An 18,819-nucleotide genomic window follows, 5' to 3' on the forward strand; every position below is an offset into this window, starting at 1 on the left:
GGTCAGACGGGTTTCAAACTGCCGACGCCCAACAGTGCCAGCGGATTCTGTTGGCTATCAATCAAACGGGCACCGGTAAAGGTTTGAAACACCCGCCGGATATCCTCCTCATCCAGCCGCTCGCCAATCAGTACGATACGCGTACGCTGGTCGGACGACGGCCATTGATCCAGCCGCTGGGGATCGGATACCAGCGCCTGCACCGCATGTAACAACAGCGGCTGCTGTGGGTTGGAGGCTTCTTTCACCAGCCCTTTCAGGCGTAACAACTGGCCTTCATAAACGCTGGTAACAATTTCCAGCCAGCAGTTGATATCAAAATTGCTGATCGCATCATCCGTCATCAACACCAGACTCCTGACCCGGCCACTGTGCGCTCCGCTCGCAGCGCTTGCTGGCAGCTGCCTGGCGCTTTGCTGTTCCAACGGCAGCAAAGCAGATTGCAGCAACACACTCGCATCCAGTTGACCATTCGACACTAACAGGCGTTGCGCCAGCGGATTAATCTCTGCCAGCCGTTCAGTCACAGCCGTATCTGCGGCTGCTGACAGATCCTGTTTGGTTACCAGCAGTACATCCGCCAGTTCCACCTGTTTCAGGGCTTCCGGGTAGTTTTCCAAGGTTTTGATGCCGTTGACGCCATCCACACAGGTAATCACTGCATCGGCGCGGAAATGCTCAACCACACCTTCCGCCATCATCAGGGTTTGCAATACTGGCAGCGGGTCCGCCAGCCCGGTGGTTTCAATCACCACCCGATCAAAGGCTGGCAGCTCGCCACCAGCACGGCGAGCCTGGAGATCCTGCAAGGAAGTAATAAGATCATCCCGCACCGCACAACAAAGGCAGCCGTTATCGAGCAAAAACAGGCTTTCCTGGCTGTTGTCCACCAACAGATGATCCAGCCCCACCGCTCCCAGCTCATTGATAATCACCGCCGTATTCGCCAGCTGTGGTGACTGCAGCCAGTGTTTCAGCAAGGTGGTTTTGCCCGCACCAAGAAAGCCGGTCAGCACGTTAACTGGAAGTCGGGAATCGGAAGTCATGAAAGGCCTGTAGCTTGAAAACAGAGATAAAAACGGCCTGCCAGCATAAAAGCATCAACCGCAGTGGACAATTTGGAATGCCCGGGTGGATGATCCAAATATGCGAATAGCTGACGTTATTCTGATGGGCACGGCCCATCCTACACACCAGCCATTCCCTCTGCAGATTCACGCAGGTTGGGCCACGCCCAACAAAGCCCACCGCTATTCCCCACGGATTCACGTAGATTGGGCCACGCCCGACAAAGCCCCTGTTAAAATCCCGCGCTGGCCAGCCAGGCTTTGACCTCGGCGTAAGGCACATTTTCCAGCTTGCCAAAGCCTGCCATTGAACGGGCCTTGACCTTGCTGAACCAGGGCACCTGAATGCCACACAGAAAACGGGTTAACAGTTCACTCGAAGCCACAGCTCCGAACTGCTGCTGAATCGCCTGTTGTAATGGACGAACCAGCTCAGCAGCATTAAGGCTGTTCAGCTGCTGGTTCACCACCAGCTCCGGCCATGGCTGGAACTGACCACGACACACAGAGCAGACACCACAGTCGTGATCCATATGGTCACCAAAATACTCCGCCAACCGCCGCGACAAACAAACGGGCTGGCGAAACAGATCCAGCATATGGTGAATTCTGCCGATTTCATTCTGCTGTTTGGCGCTGAAGTGCTGATACAGCGTCTGCGCCAAAGCCGGGTCAGCCAGCCGGTTCACATCCACCCGGTAAACGTCAGTCATCTGTTTGCTTTCGAGCTGAATCCAGCCACGTTCCTGACAGAACTCCAGTGCTTTCAGGGCCCGTACCCGAACGTGTGTTTCAGAATTCGGAACCGCTTGCTCCAGCGCTTCAATGTTGAGGGTGTACCAGCTGCGACCTTTTTTGCTGGTGCCTAACAGCTGCTGCAGAAACTGTCTGGGTTCATCGCGAAAATGCGCCAGCAAGCTATCTTCACTGTCCGCCAACTGGAACCGATACTCGGCAAAATAGCTGTATTGGGAAGTCAGCACGCCATTCATTTCCAGATTCACCAACAGGGTTTTCAGCGGCAGCTGGCGAATATTGCTGGCGTTCGACAAGGGCGTCATCAGCACTTCCCATTGGGCAGCACCACGGTTGTCTGGCTGGCTTTGCTGCTGAATAGTCTGAATCACCTGTTCAATACTGGCCAGCTCCGGGGCGTCGCCGTAAACGAAATTTTCCAGCACCGTCAGGCCACTGTCATCGGCCAGCATGACGCAATCAGACGGCTGGCCATCACGCCCGGCACGGCCGATTTCCTGACTGTAGTTCTCGATCGATTTGGGCAGGTCGTAATGAATCACCTGACGAATATTGCTTTTATCAACGCCCATACCAAAAGCGATGGTGGCGACAATCACCGGGACTTCTCCAGCCATAAACTGCCGCTGCAACAGGTCACGTTGCTCATGCCCCATGCCAGCGTGATAGGCCCGCACCGGAAAGGGCAGCTGGCTGGCCAATTGTTCGGCGACGGTTTCAGCGGTGTTCTGCAAGGTAACGTAAACCACTGCCGCAAAGTCCTGCTGCCTTGCCGCCGATTTTTTGGCCAGGTACTGCAGCCAGGTCGCGCACTTCTGCGGCCGTTCGGCTTCCGCCGTTGGTTGCACTAACAGGCGTAAGTTGGGTCGATGAAAGCCTGTGGTGACGACGTCGGCAGCGGCGATCGCAAAATGCTTCTGCATATCGGCGATCACCGCCTGGGTCGCGGTAGCGGTTAACAGCAACACCTGCGGGACTTCAAACTCGCGGCAATAATCCGGCAGTTTGAGATAGTCCGGCCGGAAGTTGTGGCCCCATTCAGAAATACAATGAGCTTCGTCGACGACCAAGAGCGAGATAGGCACCTGGGCAATAAACTGGCGGAAGCGTTCGTTCTTCAGCCGCTCCACCGAAACCATCAGAATCCTGATGGTGCCACTGCGCACACCGTTCATCACTTCCTGTGCTTCGTCACGGTTTTGGGTCGAATCAATGGAGGCAGCAGCAATGCCCTTCGACTGCAGAAACTGCACCTGATCCTGCATCAAGGCCAGCAAGGGTGAAATCACCAGCGTCAGATGTGGTAACAGCAAGGCAGGTAGCTGATAACAGAGGGATTTGCCCGAGCCTGTGGGGAAAATCGCGGCACAGGAACGGCCCGCCAGAAGACCTTCAATAACCGGTTGTTGGCCGGGACGCAGTTGCTCGAAACCAAAATATTGCTGCAGCGAGGGCTGCCAGTTGGGTTGCATGTCAGATCCCTGCTTAACCTGCGAAAGAGAATAACGAACGGCAACCCAGTGTACCCAAGCCCGGCTTCTGTCACAAAAACAGAGAGCACAAAAACAGCCTTGGCCAGATAAGGCCAGCGCTACAGCTGGCCCTGAAACGAGGCTGCTATTATTCGATCACCAGATCAACGCCATCGAAAGTAATCGGCATGGCTGGCGAGCTGCTGATGGCAGGCAAGTTGGCCAGAGTTATAGTACCGCCAGTGGGTGCCACGGTGCCGACCACCTGACTGGGTGGCAATGCCGTGCCTTCCGTTAAATGTTGATACATAAGCTCCAGCGCCTGTTTGAAGTAGTAGTCGAGTGGCACGAACTCCATCTCACCACCGCCCAATGCCGCATAGGTCTGGTTCAGGGTATCCAGATGCTGGGCGTTGGTCACTTCGTAATAGTGCAACTGCGACCGACTACCTTCGATTTGCTGGTTCAGGGCCACATAAGGGCGTGAGCTGTGGTTAGGCAAGATCAGCGCATCGGCACGACCGTGCACAAGGATGGTCGGTTTACCGCGCAGGTTGCCGCTGGCCTCCACTTCTGACAAGCCGGTCATCAGGCGCTGATGCAGCGGGTTATCTGCGTTGTTAAAGATATCCCAGTAGCACAACGCACCTTCGAGGTTGTAATCCTGACGGCCGTTCGATGAGGTTGCGGAATGTTGCACCGTCGCCTGACCAGAATTGTCATCATCCTTGATCAGCACCAGATTGGCAGTACGAGGAATACCGTTACTGGTGGTTGCCAACGTCGCCGCTTCACTATTACTGGCTGGATGACCATTGCCGTCCACCACACCCATCGACACATCACAAACGGCATCAATCACTGAGCTGCGGGTGAATTGATTGGCATAGCCGGTAACCAGCGACTGATAAATATCGATACTGCCGTAACCGGCCGCCACGATCATGGATTCCGGCGTAAATCCGGCGGCCAACAGCCTGGCACTGGCCTGTTGACCCAGTTCGGTTGCACTACCCGCCGTTAGCAAACCAGCATCGACCAGCGACTGACACCGTGGACTGGCATCACCGCGCAGGTCTTTCAACGCCGTCGAAGTCAGCTCAGGATCATCACCTGCGCAGGCAGCGAACAGTTCGGCATAGGCAAAATACTCATAGGAGCTTTTGCTGTGATTACTGATCACCCGCTCGCCAACACGAATATCAAAACTCTCGGGGGCGGAGGCCGGAATCACATTGGGCTCACCCGCCACCACTGCATCAATCAGGTTTTCGACATCCTGTTCCGCTGCCCTGACTACACCTGAACCACCGTTAGAAACACTGGCTGCAATCACCAGGGTATTGGCGGCGGTAAATTGATCGGCTTCCGTGAAATGGCTGTTGAGCTGCTGCAAGGCAAACTTGATCGACTGCAAGGTGTGCAGGCCCCAGTCTTTCTCGATATTTTTCTGCGAATGCAAATGCTTGAAGGCATAACGGTGCGGGTTGGCACTGGTGTAGGCATCGACCTCAGCCTGTGTCGGCAGCGTTACACCGGCGTATTCGTCGAGGCTGTCCGTCGCGACATTTTCCTGCGTTGGCACCCGAAATGTCAGCTCCTCGTCCGTATCCAGCGACAGGGCATTGATCTGGATTCCAAAACCCAGCTGCCGGGTCAAATCAACAGCGCCCGTGCCCTTGTTCATATCCGTCAACGCCGCAGCACAACCATGCTCTATAGCCCAGGCACCGGCAGTGCCAATGGCTCCATATACCCCGCGGGAGCCGGATGCCGGACCAGCAATAATGCAGGGGTTTGAAGTATCAAAACTGTCGGGAATTTGCACCAGCAGCGTCGCCCGGTTAAGACCCTCGCCGACAAAGGCGAAATATTCGGTACCCGGATAATGAGTGTCATCTGTTGGTCCATAAACCGAGCCAAAACCACCATTGGCGCTCTGGTCTACCAGCGCGGTGTAGTTTGCATAAATCGTATTGCGGCGTAGTTCGGTCAGAGTTGGATTGGCGGCATCGACATAACCGGGGGCTGCTCCTTGCAAGCCACTGAGCCCCAATCCGGCCAGCAAGCCGTCGTCACCACTGTAACTGGCACTCTGTATTGTGCCCAGATTCATTGGAATGCTTTGCGACTTGTTGTCCTTGTCACTGCCACAGGCAACCAGCAGGCTTGCCGCCAACACTGCAGAACAGAGTTTGGCTGATCGTGGCAGGCTTGCATCAGGCGTAACCCCGGATCGGCGAAGATGAGATTGAAGAAGCTGGTGATGAGTTTTCATGGTAGTCCCTCTGATTATTAGAATTCGGGATAATGACTTCCTTTGATCTTGCAACCACCCGGGTCTGGATTGCCCAATGATTGCCGCTCAGGATCATCACCAGAAGCTTCGAGGGGAAATACCATCAGATGGTACGAGAGAGCCGGTGCTGGCCTGTTTCGCCCCGCAGTTTGCACAAACTGCCAAAGCGATCACTAACCAGCACCGGAGTCTTACAACCAGACTGACCGAGTCCGGTTAATCACACTGCCCTGCTTCAAAATAGCCCGAGCTGGTTTCCTTGACCCAGACGTATGCGCCGGAAATGCTGCCAAGCAAGTCATCACCGCCAACGCTGTAATAACCCAGCTGATAATAGGCGCGGCCCGCCTGCTGGTGATTCAGCAGGCTGTCGTAGGTTTCCTGGCACTCGAAGCCAGTGCCTGAGCCATCTCCCGAGCCATCTCCCGAGCCATCTCCCGAGCCATCTCCCGAGCCGTCTCCGGAACCATCACCAGAACCATTACAGGCTGCAGGCGCTGTGGCGTACCAGCTGCCGGTTTCTCCTTCCGTCAGGGTCACGCTGCCCCAGCTATCGTAGGCATAACCAATATCCTGCTGGTCTCCGGTTGAAATCGCTCGCAGGCTGTAAAGCCCACCAATCACAGCGCGTCCGGCAGTAATATGATCGCTCGGGCTGGCAGCAGCCGTAAGGCAGGTTTCCAGTGGCGCGTTGGGGTCGATAACGTCGACCTGCCGCAAAACGGTGGTGGTGCCGTCGGCATTGGTAGCGCTGTAGCTGCACTGGTAGCTGCCCACCACACTGGTATCCACCGAGCATTGGCTGCTGACGGTCAGGGCGCCACTGGCGTCCTGACAGCTGGCGCCGGCGTCAACAAAGCTGTCGTTCAAATCAACGCTTTGCGGGTTATCGCCCAACACCGTACAAACCGGCAGGTCTGCACTGCTAATGGCGGCCTGACGGGCAAAGAAATCCCAGATGATGTCCGGGTAGCTGGGCCCAATCCGAACCGACCACTTGCCGTTATTGCCGTCTTCTCCACCAACCCAATAATGGCCGTGATCGGTGTCCTGGGTGTTCGGCGTACTGGTCGGGCCGTCCAGAATGACGGTTTCAACAATCGAATCGCCGCTTGGGGTGCCGTCGCTGGTATAGCGATTATGCTGGCAGCTGTAGTTGTTCTGGTAATACGGCGAACAGCTGTCGCTTTGGGCCAATGCGGCGGTGGCGGTAGTAAAACCGCTGTTACCGAACACCTGTAAGTGAGCGTCGCGAATATTCAGGGCCGCCTGTTGCAGTACGGTGCAGTCGTTCTGGTTCTGCAACACCATCAGCGGAATCTTGCGGCTGTCATCCAGCTCGGCATTCATGGCACTGGCGATCTGACTAACCGAATGAAAGGTGGCATAACCCGGGCATTGACCAGACAAGGACACCGAGGCGGAATCTTCGCCATAAGGCAAACCGGCAGCACTGGCCGCTGCCGTCCAGAACTCGTTATGGGCTACTGCCGCAACCACGGTCATGGCACCACCGGACGACAATCCGGTGATAAATCGCTGGGCCGGATTGGTCTGATACTGGCTTTCAACCTCAGTGGCAATCGAACGCAGATCCTCTACTTCACCAGCACCTTCATGGCGCTCGGCTTCAAACCAGAAGCCCCAGCAGTTGGTATTGCGCAAGCCGTCATAACTGGTGATAAACGGCGTCACCAGCACAAAACCGTAACGGTCGGCGGCGGCCTTGAGGCCCCAGTCGTCCAATACGTCCTGCTCGGTCTGGCTACAGCCATGCAGCGCCATCACCAGTGGTGGCGACGCTGGCAGGTTGTCGGGTTGATAAACCTGGTACTGGCGGTTTTTCGATCCCGTATAGGACTCCGCCGTAAAGGTATGGGAGCTGGTGGTGCCAGCCTCGACGGTGGCCGCCGTGAGCCAGCTGCACAGCATCAGCGCAGCAAATTTACGCATCGACATATCCGCTGTCCTCTTATTGTTATTAAAAGTTGATATTGAAGGTCGTTATTCAGCGTTGTGTGGAACTGAGTGAATGGTCAGACTGGCTGCGGGTTGATTCATCTTCCATAACGGTCGATAGAGAAACATCCTGTTGCGGTTCCTGCCCCAGCAGCGCACCTGCCGATGGCTATTGTGGGTATCCGCCAAAGATTAACTGCCGTTCTTTAGTTGCAGACGGTGGCTGTATTCGAGCCAGCCTGAGAGAAAGGAATGATCAAAGCCCGCCAGACAGACGTAATGCTGTTCACTTAAGCGTTTGTCGCCATAAATTGTCGTCATCCTGAACTGTTCGAGCCGTGCAGTATCAGGATCCAAAAGCCCTATGGATCCCGGATCTGCTTCGCGTCCGGGATGACGTGGATTTATTAAATGAACCGCATCAGCCAGACAGGCGGGCCTTGTGACGGACTGATGCGGGGTCAGAGACTCAGTTCAAATAGAGCTTGCGCAGTTGGGCGATATCCGCCGCGGAAACGTCCAGTTCCTTGTCGAGATACTGTTCAACCGAGCCGTAGTCCTTTTCGATCTGGTTGAGGGCGAAGTTGATAAAAGGTACGCCGTCGTTGGTGAATACCGGCGGTACGGTTTTTATTTCCTTGCTGAAATGATGGGCAATCATTTTGGCGAATGCGTTGGTCTCGGCTGCTTTTTGCAGATCAACACCCGCCATTTCCACGTCTGGACGACGGAACGCCGGAGTCAGCACGTAATCCTGTACCACCTGTGCCCGTGGTACGCCCAACGCCGACAACATCAGTGCCGAAGCAATACCGGTGCGGTCCTGGCCAGCGGAGCAATGTACAACAATCGGCGCGTTGCCCTTGATGGCATTGTCAAAGTAGTCGCTCAGCTGCTGCTTGATGCCTGTGTGCATGGTCTGGTAGGCCGTTGCCATGTCAAACGCCTGCTTCTGGTTGGCGGCATTACGGCTGGCCGCCATCATGGCGACGATGCTGTAGTCCGTGGCGACATAATGCACCTTGCTGTTTTGCAGCCAGCGGTCCGGGAACAGATCGCGCTCTTCGGTACTGCGCAGGTCGACCACAGTGTCGAAAACAAATCCGGCCAGGTATTGCTGGTCGGCTTCAGTGAAATTGGTCATCGCTGCCGAACGGAACAGCATCCCCTTGCGTACTTCCTTGCCATCGGCGGTTTTATAACCACCCAGATCACGGAAGTTGGAACCGCCTTCCAACGGCAGCACCCGGTCATAGGTAGCGGCAACACCGGCTTTTGCCTGCATGGCAGCTGCCTTGTCGATATCGGCTGCTGCCAGGCTGGAAAGGGATGCGGTTGCGCCCAGCATCAGAGCCGTCGCGATCAGTTTCAGTGGCAACACCGGCTTCAGCAGCGTCATGGGATTTCCTCAATAGATGGTTTGATGTCAAAAAGAGGGCCAGGCACACGCACCTGAACAGCGGCATCCGCCACAGTGCCGCCCGGAGAACCGGTGCGCCGCCCTGCCTGCAACCAGCGTTGAAAATTCCGGTGACAGTTATGTTAATGGGTGATTGATGAGGATTTATTAGATGTCTATAACGTGTCGCTGAACCAGCCGGGCCGGTTACAGACATCTCAAACAGCTCCAACAAGATCCAAAGCGGGTAAAAAGCAGGCTAAAAGACAGTAATGCCAGTCAGCCCAGGCGCTGAATCGGTGCGCGTTTAGAAGGACACAGACAGAGCACAAGACAGCACTGAAAATTGCGCCTAAACGGCGATAGAAAGCGGGATATTCGGGCGCTGCAGCCGAATCGCCGCAGCCTCGGTGGCAATCCGGTACTGGAACCGCGAGGTACTGAGGTCACGCTCCTGTTCAAACAGATACGGTGCTGCCAGTTGCTCACCCAGCAAGGCCACCAGATGCTCCTTGATACGGCTGCGGTTCTGGTCGAGGGTTTTGGCCCGCAGGCCTTTTTCACGCAGGTCATTGATAGCGCGGTTGTGGCCGTTCAGCTCCTCCATCAACTCAATCAGTGATTGCGCCAGCTGCTTATCGCCCTTGTCGGCTCTGGGGTTGGTAATCCAGCCGCCCTGATCGCCAGCCTGCTGGCGCATCAGCGCATACCAGTAGTAATAACAGAACGGCGTGGTCGGCAGCCGTACTTCAATGCCGTGCAACCAGATGCTGCCATCGGCGGCATTGATCCGCAGTTCCGGGCTGGCCGTTGCGACCACCAATGCCTGCGATAAATCACCATCATGCAGCTGCAGTCCCAATGTCAGCCATTCCCGCTGTGCCGGGGTCAGTTCTGAAAATCCTGTCAGACCTGCGATTTCCTCCAGCAGCGCCGCCGCCCGCTGCGACCAGCCAAGTTCAGCCAGTGTCAGTAAATAATCCAGCAAGGGTTCGGATGGCATCGCTGCCGCAAGCGGTGCCAGCCGGATCGCTTCAGTCTGTTCAACCCCTGCAGCCAACAAAGCCTGCTGGTAATAACGCTGACGCTCAGACAATGGCCGTGGCAGCAATAACATCAAAGCTCCGGCCAACAACACCAGTAACAAACGACTGCCCAGCAAATAGCTCCAGTTGGTTTCCAGCTGCAGCGCCAGACGAACTTCAAAGTCACCAGTGTCGCGCTTCCAGCTGAGATCCAGCGGACGTTCGCCGCTTTGTAGTTGCGCAAATTGATGTTGCTGGATTTCCAGCACCCGCAACTGGCCACCGACAATTTCGCCGATGCCGGGATTCAGCGTCACACTGGCAATATCGGCTGCCATACCATCGGCCAATGCCTGCCAGCTGCTGGCCGATCCATTCCATTGCTCCGGGGTGAATTCCAGCCGTGGGCGGAATTGCTGCAGCAACTGTTGTTCGATGGCTGTCGCCATCTGTTGATGAGCCTGCCAGTAACCCTGCACACCCAGAACCGCCCACAGCAGCCCGGCCAGACCAGCGACAAGCATTGAATGTTTGCTATCTAGTCGCATCGCAAGTCACCTGCCAGCATGATCTTTTCAGTTGAAACAAACGGCACCGCCGCCACCGCCTGATACAGTTCGCAAGCCACTTTGGTCGAGCTCAGCAAACCACTCTTGATATACCAGTTGGCGCCCGGCATTGCCGGTTCCAGCAAGAGTGCGTAGTCGTAATGCACGCCGTAACTGCTGAGCAACCACAAGGGCGTCGGAATGATATCGACCTCGCCGCTCTCAAACGCCTGATAGAGAGCAGGCAAGGTGTTGTATTCACGAAAAGCCAGGGTTTTGGCATCGAGGCCAGCATGCTGCAGCGACGTAATAGGTTGCAGATAAAAGGTCTGGCTGATGCCGCCCGCCAGTACGCCGATCTTTTTGTCAGCCAGATATTCGGGCGTTAACGCCACTGGCCGTCCCTTGCTGAGCCAATAGACCTTGAACGGCGCAGTACTGGCCAGCACGCCGTAATATTGCTCCAGATCCGGCACCAGACCATGCAGGGCATAATCCCGCCCCCACATCACATCGTATTGCTGCTCAATAATATGCTGGGCACTGAGGAAGCTTTTGTAGCGCCAGATGATATCAATGCCGGCAAATTGCTGCGCCAGCAACTCCGAGCGACAGAGGATTTCCAGCATCTTGTCGGCTCCCAGCGAACTGCCCAGCAGAATACTGAGGCGTTCTGTCTGCTGCTGTTGCGGTGCAGGCTTAGTCAGGGTCGTCAGCTCACAGCTGGCCGACAGGTAATCCCGCAACACAAACGGCTGTGGCTGCTGCTGTACCATGCCCATACTGGCCAGCAGCACAGCAGCCGCCGCCACCAGCAGTAATAACCAGTAGCGCACGGGATTGTGTATTTGAAAGTTCTGCAACACGGCAACGGCCAGTTAACAACAAAGGCTGCTATTTTTATTTCAAAGCCATGACAAAAACATGACAGAAGCAGACAGTTCCGGCGACACATATCAAGTTATTGAGCAACGACACACTAGGGCCGTTGCCGTAAACCACCGGCCAGTTATGCTAAAACCTGCCAGCCAGGCCTGGGGGCGTCAGATAGTCATCTGTGGGATGCTGTTATCCAACCAAGCTGGTGAACCGCACATCAGAGACGGGCTCCAAACCCTCACACTGAGTCCACCTAGCAAGGAGATACGTCATGATTGATTACCAGCTGAAAGGCAAAGTCGCCATGATCACCGGAGCAGCTTCCGGTATTGGTTTCGCAATTGCAGAAAAAATGGCCGCGTCTGGTGCCGCCCTGTCACTCTGGGATGTATCGGAAGATCACCTCACCAGCGCGATCGAAAAGCTCAAGCACTACGATGTGCCAATGCTGGCGATTGTCGCTGACGTCAGCGATGCAGACGCGGTCGCCGCCGGTGTAGAACGCACCGTCGCTGAGCTCGGTCGGCTGGATATCGGCGTCAACAACGCCGGTATTGGTGGCCCGGCCGCCAAATCGGCGGAATACCCGATCGACGGCTGGAACAAGGTTATCAATATCAACCTCAACGGCGTGTTTTATTGCCAGCGTGCGCAGCTGCAAACCATGGTAAAACAGGGCTCCGGCAGTATCGTTAATATGGCTTCGATTCTGGGTCAGGTGGGGATTGCCATGTCACCTGCCTATGTCGCCGCCAAACACGGTGTGGTTGGTATGACCAAATCCGCTGCTCTGGAACACGCCGCTGACGGCATTCGTCTCAACTCCGTCGGTCCGGGCTTTATTCACACGCCGCTGGTCGATGAAACCCTTGATAAGGAAACCCAGGATTATCTGGCCACCCAACACGCGCTCAATCGTATGGGCACGCCAGCTGAAGTTGCCGAACTGGTATGCTGGCTCGCCAGCGACGCTGCCTCATTCGTAACCGGCACCTACTACGCCGTTGATGGTGGTTATCTGGCTAAATAACGCGCCTCCCGGCAGAGGGATTTCGCCTTTTGCCGGGACTTTTTTCAGCCGTTTTTCCTGCTCAAAAATCCTGCCTGTCAGCGCCACTGGCGACTGTTTTCACAGTTTCAAAAAAGTTGTCTGTTTACGTCATTATTTAGTTGAAAATTTAACCAGTAATGGTAAAACACGCGTCTCTTTCCGACCCTGTTTCTTTCTGAAATAACAGCTCATTCCAGAGCTATTCACGTCACCATCAAAGTACTCACTGGCATACTCGCCAGGGCGTCGTTGATCCTGCGTGAAACGGTCGTTTATTACCGCTTAAATTCATCACAGAGGACACCATGAAAGCTTCCGGCTTTTGCCACGGTCATATTTCTCAATGGCTGAGGCTCGCTGCTGTCAAGGCGACAGCATCGTCTATCGTTACCCATATGCCGTCATGGAGGTATGCGTAATGATTCCGGTGGTTATGCCTATTTTTTCGCTGCTGGTTGGCGTTGCCTTACTGCTGTTCGGCAGCGGCTTGCTAAATACCCTGCTGTCATTGCGCGGCGGCCTGGAAGGTTATAGCGACAGCCTGATCGGCTATATCATGTCCGGCTATTTCTTCGGCTATTTTGTTGGTTCCTTTATGGGCCTGAAACTGCTGCGCCGGGTTGGCCATGTACGGGCGTTTTCCCTCTGTGCCGCCGTTTCAGCAGCAACCGTCCTGTTGCACGTGCTGATCGTGAACCCTTATATCTGGATTGTGCTGCGGGTCATTACCGGCGCAACCCTGGTGATTCTGTACACCATCATTGAAAGCTGGCTGAACGATCAGACACCGGCAGAAAAACGCGGTCAGGTGTTTGCGGTGTATATCGCCGTCACGCTGGCAGCCCTGGCGCTGACCCAGCAATTGCTGGTACTCGACAGTCCGCTGAATTTCACCCTCTTTGCGATTGCCGCCATGCTGGTGTGTGTGAGCCTGATTCCAGTCAGCTGGACCCGCTTGCCACAGCCCAAGGTGACCAACGTCAGCCGCTATTCCTTACGCAAGCTGATGCGTCAGGCGCCTTTGGCGGTAATGGGCAGTGCCTTGTCCGGCCTGGTCATGGGCGCGTTCTGGGGCCTGATGCCAATTTATGGCCAACGTATTGGTCTGGACGCCGGACAGGTTGCCAACCTGATGTCAGCAGCGATTATTGGTGGCTTCCTGTTCCAGTATCCGATCGGCCGTTTCTCTGACGGTTACGACCGCCGTATTGTGTTGGGTGCCATTTCAGCACTGGGCTTTGTGGTAACCCTGATCAGCTGGCTGCTGCCGATCCCCTACTGGATGCTGCTGCTGAATATTGCCTTGTGGGGCGGGGCCGCCTTCTCACTCTACCCGGTCGCGGTCGCCCACCTGGTCGACCATATCGACAGCAACGACATTTTGCCTGCGGGCAGCGCCAACCTGCTGGTTTACGGCATTGGTGCAGCCATTGGCCCGGCCGTGAGCGGTGAAGTCATGCAAGCCACCGGCCCTGGTGCCCTGCTGGCGTTGTTCGCACTGTCCCATGGGGTTTATGTGGCCTATGTGGTGTACCGTCTCAAACGTCCAGCCGCCAGTGTTGAAGAACAGCCTGAATCCCCGGCTGCCTTTGTACCTATGCTGCGTACCTCACCCGCGGTACTGGAAATGCACCCGGACGAACCACTGGCAGAAGAAACTCCGCTGGACGTCGCGGCCAATCAGCCATTTGATGAACCACCGGCTCCGCCAAAGGCAGCTTCCGGTAACTGACAGCCAGACTGGGTCGGGATCCATACGACAGAGAATACTGGAAGCCGTATGGATCCTGAGGCAAGCTCAGGATGACGAATCATTTGAAACCCTGCCGCCCCAAACACCGTCATCCTGAACGCGAAGCAGATTCAGGATCCATACAGCGGAGAATCGCTCAAAGCCGTATGGATCCTGAGGCAAGCTCAGGATGACAAATCATTTGAAACCCTGCCCGCCCAAAACACCGTCATCCTGAACGCGAAGCAGATTCAGGATCCATACGACAGAAAATCTTGCGAAGCCGTATGGGTCCCGAGGCAAACTCAGGATGACGCGTCATTTGAAACCCTGCCCGTCCAAAACACCGTCATCCTGAACGCGAAGCAGATTCAGGATGACGAATTGTTTGAAAGACCTTCCCTTAAAACACCGCTGCCCCAATGGCGGGCATTATGTGATCCCAAACAGTGCCACCCAGTGCGATGCTGCCGCCAGAACCACGACCCCTTTGTGAGCACCTTGTGCCGTCCGCCCGGGTAACTGTGCACTATGCACAATTAATAACAAATTGACCTGTCCAGACTCTACAACCGGTTAGACAGCCGGATTTGAGTTCGTAAACTGGTATATGCCTTGCCTTATCAGGGCTGTGACCAGATAACCACAACTCAACTCACGGAGCCTGATATGAATACTTCGGATTACCCATTGAGCGAAGTGCCCAAAACCGAACGCAGAGGTTTACTCTCAACGTCGGTGGTATTGCTCGGTTTTACCTTCTTCACCGCCACCATGTGGGCCGGTGGTACGCTCGGAAAATCCTTCTCGTTCGGTGAGCTGATGCTGGCAATTCTGGTCGGCAACCTGCTGCTTGGTGCCTATGCTTCTGCGCTGGCCTACATCGCCTGTAAAAGTGGTTTGAATTCGGTGCTGATGGGACGTTTCTGTTTTGGTGAAATCGGCAGCAAGCTGTCGGACTTTGTGCTCGGCTTCACCCAGATCGGCTGGTACGCATGGGGCACTGCCACCATCGCCATTGTGCTGGTAAAAACCACCGGTATTTCCGCCTCACTGGAAATGCCACTGATGATTTTCTTCGGTTTTGCCTTCTGCATCACTGCCATGGTCGGCTATCGAGGCCTCGACTGGCTGTCGCGCTTTGCCGTACCGGCGATGATGTTGTTTATTCTGGTCAGCATGTACACCGGCATGGTGGATATTGGTGGCCTCAGCGGCCTGATGGCACAAACGCCGTCGGACACCATGAGCTTTGCCGCGGCGATTACGGTAGTGATCGGAACCTTCGTCAGTGGCGGCACCCAGGCCACCAACTGGAGCCGTTTTGCCAGCTCCCCAAAAATCGCAGTGATCGCCACCATGGCAGCCTTCTTTGTTGGCAACGGCCTGATGGTTCTGACCGGCGCACTGGGTTCACTGATTTATCAACAGGCCGACATCGTAGACGTCATGCTGGCGCAGGGCTTTGTGGTTCTGGCCGTGTTGATGCTGTTCCTCAATATCTGGACCACCCAGGACAACACCATTTACAACTTTGCTGTCGCCGGTTGTAACCTGCTGCGTACCGACAAGCGCAAGCTGGTAACCGTTGCTGGCGCCGCCATCGGCACTGTGCTGGCCATCGGTGGTATGTACAACATGCTGATTCCGTTCCTGATTCTGCTGGGCACCTTTATTCCCCCCATCGGCGGCGTGATCATGGCCGACTTCTGGCTGCGCCATAAGGGCTCATATCCCAAACTGGCTGACGTCAGCCTGCCGAACTTCAACTGGATGGGGCTGGCAGCCTATGCCGCTGGTTCCGCCGCGGCCTATTTCTCACCTGTGTTACCACCCGTGGTTGGCGTGCTGGCGGCGGCAGTTTGCTACGGTGTGCTGCTGAAGCTGCCGCAAGCACAGGCCCAACTGGACCCTGCGGAGGGCTAATGGCCATCAGCTGTACTGATATTCCACGCCTGCCCGGCCTCGGCAGCATTCGCTTCCGGGCTGGTTTCCAGGGTGGCAACCGGGTGGTGCGGTGGCCGTATGTCGCCGAAAACGACAGCATCGCCCCCTGGGTCAGTGGTGGCGAGCTGGTATTCGTCACTGGAGTCAACCGCCACCGCAGTGAGCAGAACCTCAAGCAGTTGATCCGTGAAGGCGCAGAGCAGCAAGTGGCTGGCATGGTGATACTGACCGGACCGGAGTTTATTCGCGAAATTCCGGCGGGCGTGATCGAACTGGCCAACTCGCTGAGCTTCCCGTTATTCGAACAGCCGTACGAATTAAAAATGGTGATCGTCACCGAGATCATCAGCAACGCCATTGTGCAGGACAACCTGATGGGGCAGTCGGTGAAGCTGTTCCTCAGCAAGCTGATTAACGGCTTTGCCGAAACCCCTGAGCTGATTCACCTGCGTGCCAGCCAGCTGGGGCTGAGTGACAGCCGACCCTATTCGGTGATGGCCATCCGGCTGGCACAGCTGAGCCGGGGCAACGACAATCAACTGCAGCCACAGCAACTGCTGCAACAACGCAATTTACTGGAACAGCAACTGGGCGATTTACTGAAACGCCGTGCCATCGACTGGCCTGTGCTGGTGCATCAGGAAGACTTACTGGCCATCTGGCCCAGTGATGGCGAAACCTCCGGCAGCCTGGCCGACGAACTCGAACAGGCGTTACAACGGCTGCAATTGCAGCATCCCGATATCGCTCTGTATGCCGGAGTCAGCGACCTGCAAGGGGAACTGAGCCAGCTTGGCGACGCTGCCGAACAGGCCCGCCAGGCGCTGCAGTTCGCTATCCAGCATCAACACCAGCGGCTGTTCTTCTATGAACAGCTCGGCATTGCGCGGCTGTTTGCCGCCATTCCACAACGCAACATGCTGGCGGATTTCTGCCAGCAGCAGCTTGGCGAACTCTGTTTCGCTCGCGACAGCAACGCGCTGATGCTGAAAGAAACCCTCACCCAATACCTCAACCTGTTCGGCAACCAGCAACAAACCGCCGAACTGTTAGGCGTTCATCGCAACACCCTGAGCCACCGGCTGAAGCGCATCGAAGCACTCACCAGCCACAGTCTGAAAGACCCTTACACCCGGCTCAATTTGCAGAACGCCTTGCTGATTGAACAGATTCTGTTCCAGCGCCATAACATTAATAACCCGTTACCAGCTTCAAGCGAGAACCCGCCGTTATGAACATCATCAATGCCCGCCTGCGCCACAGCAACGACCTCTACAGTCTGGAAATCCACGACGGCCTGTTCGATAAAATCACGCCACAAAGCAGCCTTTTGAGCGCCAGCGAAAGCAGTCTGGATGTGGCTGGCAAATTGCTGTGCGCGCCGTTCGTCGAGCCGCATATCCACCTCGACGCCGCGCTTACCGCTGGTGAACCTAACTGGAACCAGAGTGGCACTCTGTTCGAAGGCATCGAACGCTGGGGCGAACGCAAGCCCATGCTCAACGAAGCGGACATTCGTCGGCGGGTACTGAAAACCATCGAGCTGCTGGTCGCCAACGGCGTACAGCACATCCGTACCCATGCCGACACTTCAGACCCCAGCCTGGTGGGCCTGAAAACCCTTTGTGATATTCGTGATGAATTACGCGACCAGATTGATATTCAGGTGGTCGCCTTTCCCCAGGAAGGCCTGCTGTCCTACCCCAACGGTCTGCAGCTGATGGAGCAGGCGATGGAATACGGTGCTGATGTGGTTGGTGGTATTCCACATTTTGAATACACCCGCGAACTGGGCGAGCAGTCGATGAAAACCGTGATTGAGCTGGCGCTCAAATACGATCGGCTGGTCGATGTGCATTGCGACGAAATTGACGACCCTAACTCCCGTTACCTGGAAGTACTGGCCTGCGAAGCGCTGTTCAGCGAGCTGGGTTCCCGAGTTACTGCCAGCCATACCACCGCCATGCACTCCTACGACAATGCCTACTGTTCCAAGCTGTTCCGTTTGCTGAAGAAGTCCGGCATCAACTTTATCTCCTGCCCAACCGAAAGCATTCATCTGCAAGGCCGTTTTGACAGCTATCCCAAACGCCGTGGCCTGACCCGGGTAAAAGAACTGCGAGAAGCCGGTATCAACGTCTGTTTTGCTGAAGACTCTATCTTTGACCCCTGGTATTCACTCGGCAACGGCAAGCTGTTGCGCAGCCTGGATTTTGGCCTGCATATCTGCCAGATGATGGGTTATCAGGACTTCCAGCGGGCACTCGACCTGATCACAGACAACGGCGCTGTCGCCCTTAATATTCAGCATAATTACGGCATTGAAGTGGGCAAGCCTGCCAACTTTATTGTGCTGGAAGGTGAAGATGACTACAGCGTGTTACGCAATCAGGGAGAGGTCATGCTGTCGGTACGTGGTGGCGAGATTCTGATGCAACGGCAGCCATCACAGGTGAGTTATAACCGTTTAGCGGTGTAGCCGCTGGTCAGGTGTCTGCTGTCATTAGGAACAAGTCACAGCTAGGGCTGGCACCGTCGTCCTGAACGCGCTGCAGATTCAGGCCCCATACAGCGGAGAATCTTTCAAAGCCATATGGATCCTGAGGCAAGCTCAGGACGACGAATTATGTGAAAGGCTTCTGCCCAAAAACACCGTCTTCCTGAACGCGCAGCAGATTCAGGATC

At 55.6% G+C, this 18,819-nt stretch carries 13 protein-coding genes; 5 read left to right on the forward strand and 8 right to left on the reverse strand.

Features of this window, described 5'->3' with window-relative positions:
• Nucleotides 1-2: 2 nt before the first annotated feature.
• The 8 genes from K6123_RS19150 to K6123_RS19180 form a co-directional block, all read right to left on the reverse strand.
• A complete protein-coding gene (locus K6123_RS19150) occupies nt 3-1,046 on the reverse strand; it encodes a CobW family GTP-binding protein (RefSeq protein ID WP_221800731.1) in 1,044 nt (347 codons plus the stop codon).
• A 254-nt stretch (nt 1,047-1,300) separates the two neighbouring features.
• Nucleotides 1,301-3,295 (reverse strand): RecQ family ATP-dependent DNA helicase, encoded by a 1,995-nt coding sequence (locus tag K6123_RS19155; RefSeq protein ID WP_221800733.1) that lies wholly within the window; start codon nt 3,293-3,295, stop codon nt 1,301-1,303.
• 148 nt (nt 3,296-3,443) lie between these two features.
• Nucleotides 3,444-5,573 carry a D-(-)-3-hydroxybutyrate oligomer hydrolase gene (locus K6123_RS19160; RefSeq protein ID WP_221800735.1) on the reverse strand — a complete coding sequence of 710 codons (2,130 nt, stop codon included), beginning with the start codon at nt 5,571-5,573 and terminating at the stop codon, nt 3,444-3,446.
• 237 nt (nt 5,574-5,810) lie between these two features.
• On the reverse strand, nt 5,811-7,553 hold the full coding sequence (locus K6123_RS19165; protein WP_221800737.1) for an extracellular catalytic domain type 1 short-chain-length polyhydroxyalkanoate depolymerase: 1,743 nt from the start codon (nt 7,551-7,553) through the stop codon (nt 5,811-5,813).
• Between the two features lie 192 nt (nt 7,554-7,745).
• The gene (locus K6123_RS23425) at nt 7,746-7,874 is read right to left on the reverse strand and encodes a hypothetical protein (RefSeq protein WP_281423964.1); all 129 of its coding nucleotides are present in this window, start codon (nt 7,872-7,874) and stop codon (nt 7,746-7,748) included.
• A gap of 148 nt (nt 7,875-8,022) precedes the next feature.
• The gene (locus K6123_RS19170; RefSeq protein WP_221800739.1) at nt 8,023-8,952 is read right to left on the reverse strand and encodes a tyrosine-protein phosphatase; all 930 of its coding nucleotides are present in this window, start codon (nt 8,950-8,952) and stop codon (nt 8,023-8,025) included.
• Between the two features lie 352 nt (nt 8,953-9,304).
• Nucleotides 9,305-10,525 (reverse strand): hypothetical protein, encoded by a 1,221-nt coding sequence (locus K6123_RS19175; protein ID WP_221800740.1) that lies wholly within the window; start codon nt 10,523-10,525, stop codon nt 9,305-9,307.
• Nucleotides 10,516-11,361, reverse strand: coding sequence for a type 2 periplasmic-binding domain-containing protein (locus tag K6123_RS19180; RefSeq protein ID WP_221800742.1), 846 nt, complete (start codon nt 11,359-11,361; stop codon nt 10,516-10,518). Before K6123_RS19180 ends, K6123_RS19175 begins: the two co-directional genes overlap by 10 nt.
• Before the next feature lie 314 nt (nt 11,362-11,675).
• Between K6123_RS19180 and K6123_RS19185 the strand changes: the two genes are divergently transcribed.
• The 5 genes from K6123_RS19185 (at nt 11,676) to codA (ending at nt 18,613) form a co-directional block, all read left to right on the forward strand.
• A complete protein-coding gene (locus tag K6123_RS19185) occupies nt 11,676-12,434 on the forward strand; it encodes an SDR family NAD(P)-dependent oxidoreductase (RefSeq protein ID WP_221800743.1) in 759 nt (252 codons plus the stop codon).
• 439 nt (nt 12,435-12,873) lie between these two features.
• Nucleotides 12,874-14,187, forward strand: a complete 1,314-nt coding sequence (locus tag K6123_RS19190; protein WP_221800744.1) for an MFS transporter — start codon at nt 12,874-12,876, stop codon at nt 14,185-14,187.
• Nucleotides 14,188-14,856: 669 nt separating this feature from the next.
• Nucleotides 14,857-16,113, forward strand: a complete 1,257-nt coding sequence (codB, locus tag K6123_RS19195) for a cytosine permease (protein WP_221800745.1) — start codon at nt 14,857-14,859, stop codon at nt 16,111-16,113.
• Nucleotides 16,113-17,369, forward strand: a complete 1,257-nt coding sequence (locus tag K6123_RS19200) for a PucR family transcriptional regulator (RefSeq protein WP_221800746.1) — start codon at nt 16,113-16,115, stop codon at nt 17,367-17,369. The genes codB and K6123_RS19200 overlap by 1 nt, the downstream gene beginning before the upstream one ends.
• Nucleotides 17,366-18,613, forward strand: coding sequence for a cytosine deaminase (gene codA / locus K6123_RS19205; RefSeq protein ID WP_221800747.1), 1,248 nt, complete (start codon nt 17,366-17,368; stop codon nt 18,611-18,613). The genes K6123_RS19200 and codA overlap by 4 nt, the downstream gene beginning before the upstream one ends.
• Nucleotides 18,614-18,819 lie beyond the last annotated feature (206 nt).

Source organism: Oceanobacter mangrovi, assembly GCF_019740315.1.
Lineage (GTDB): Bacteria > Pseudomonadota > Gammaproteobacteria > Pseudomonadales > Oceanobacteraceae > Oceanobacter > Oceanobacter mangrovi.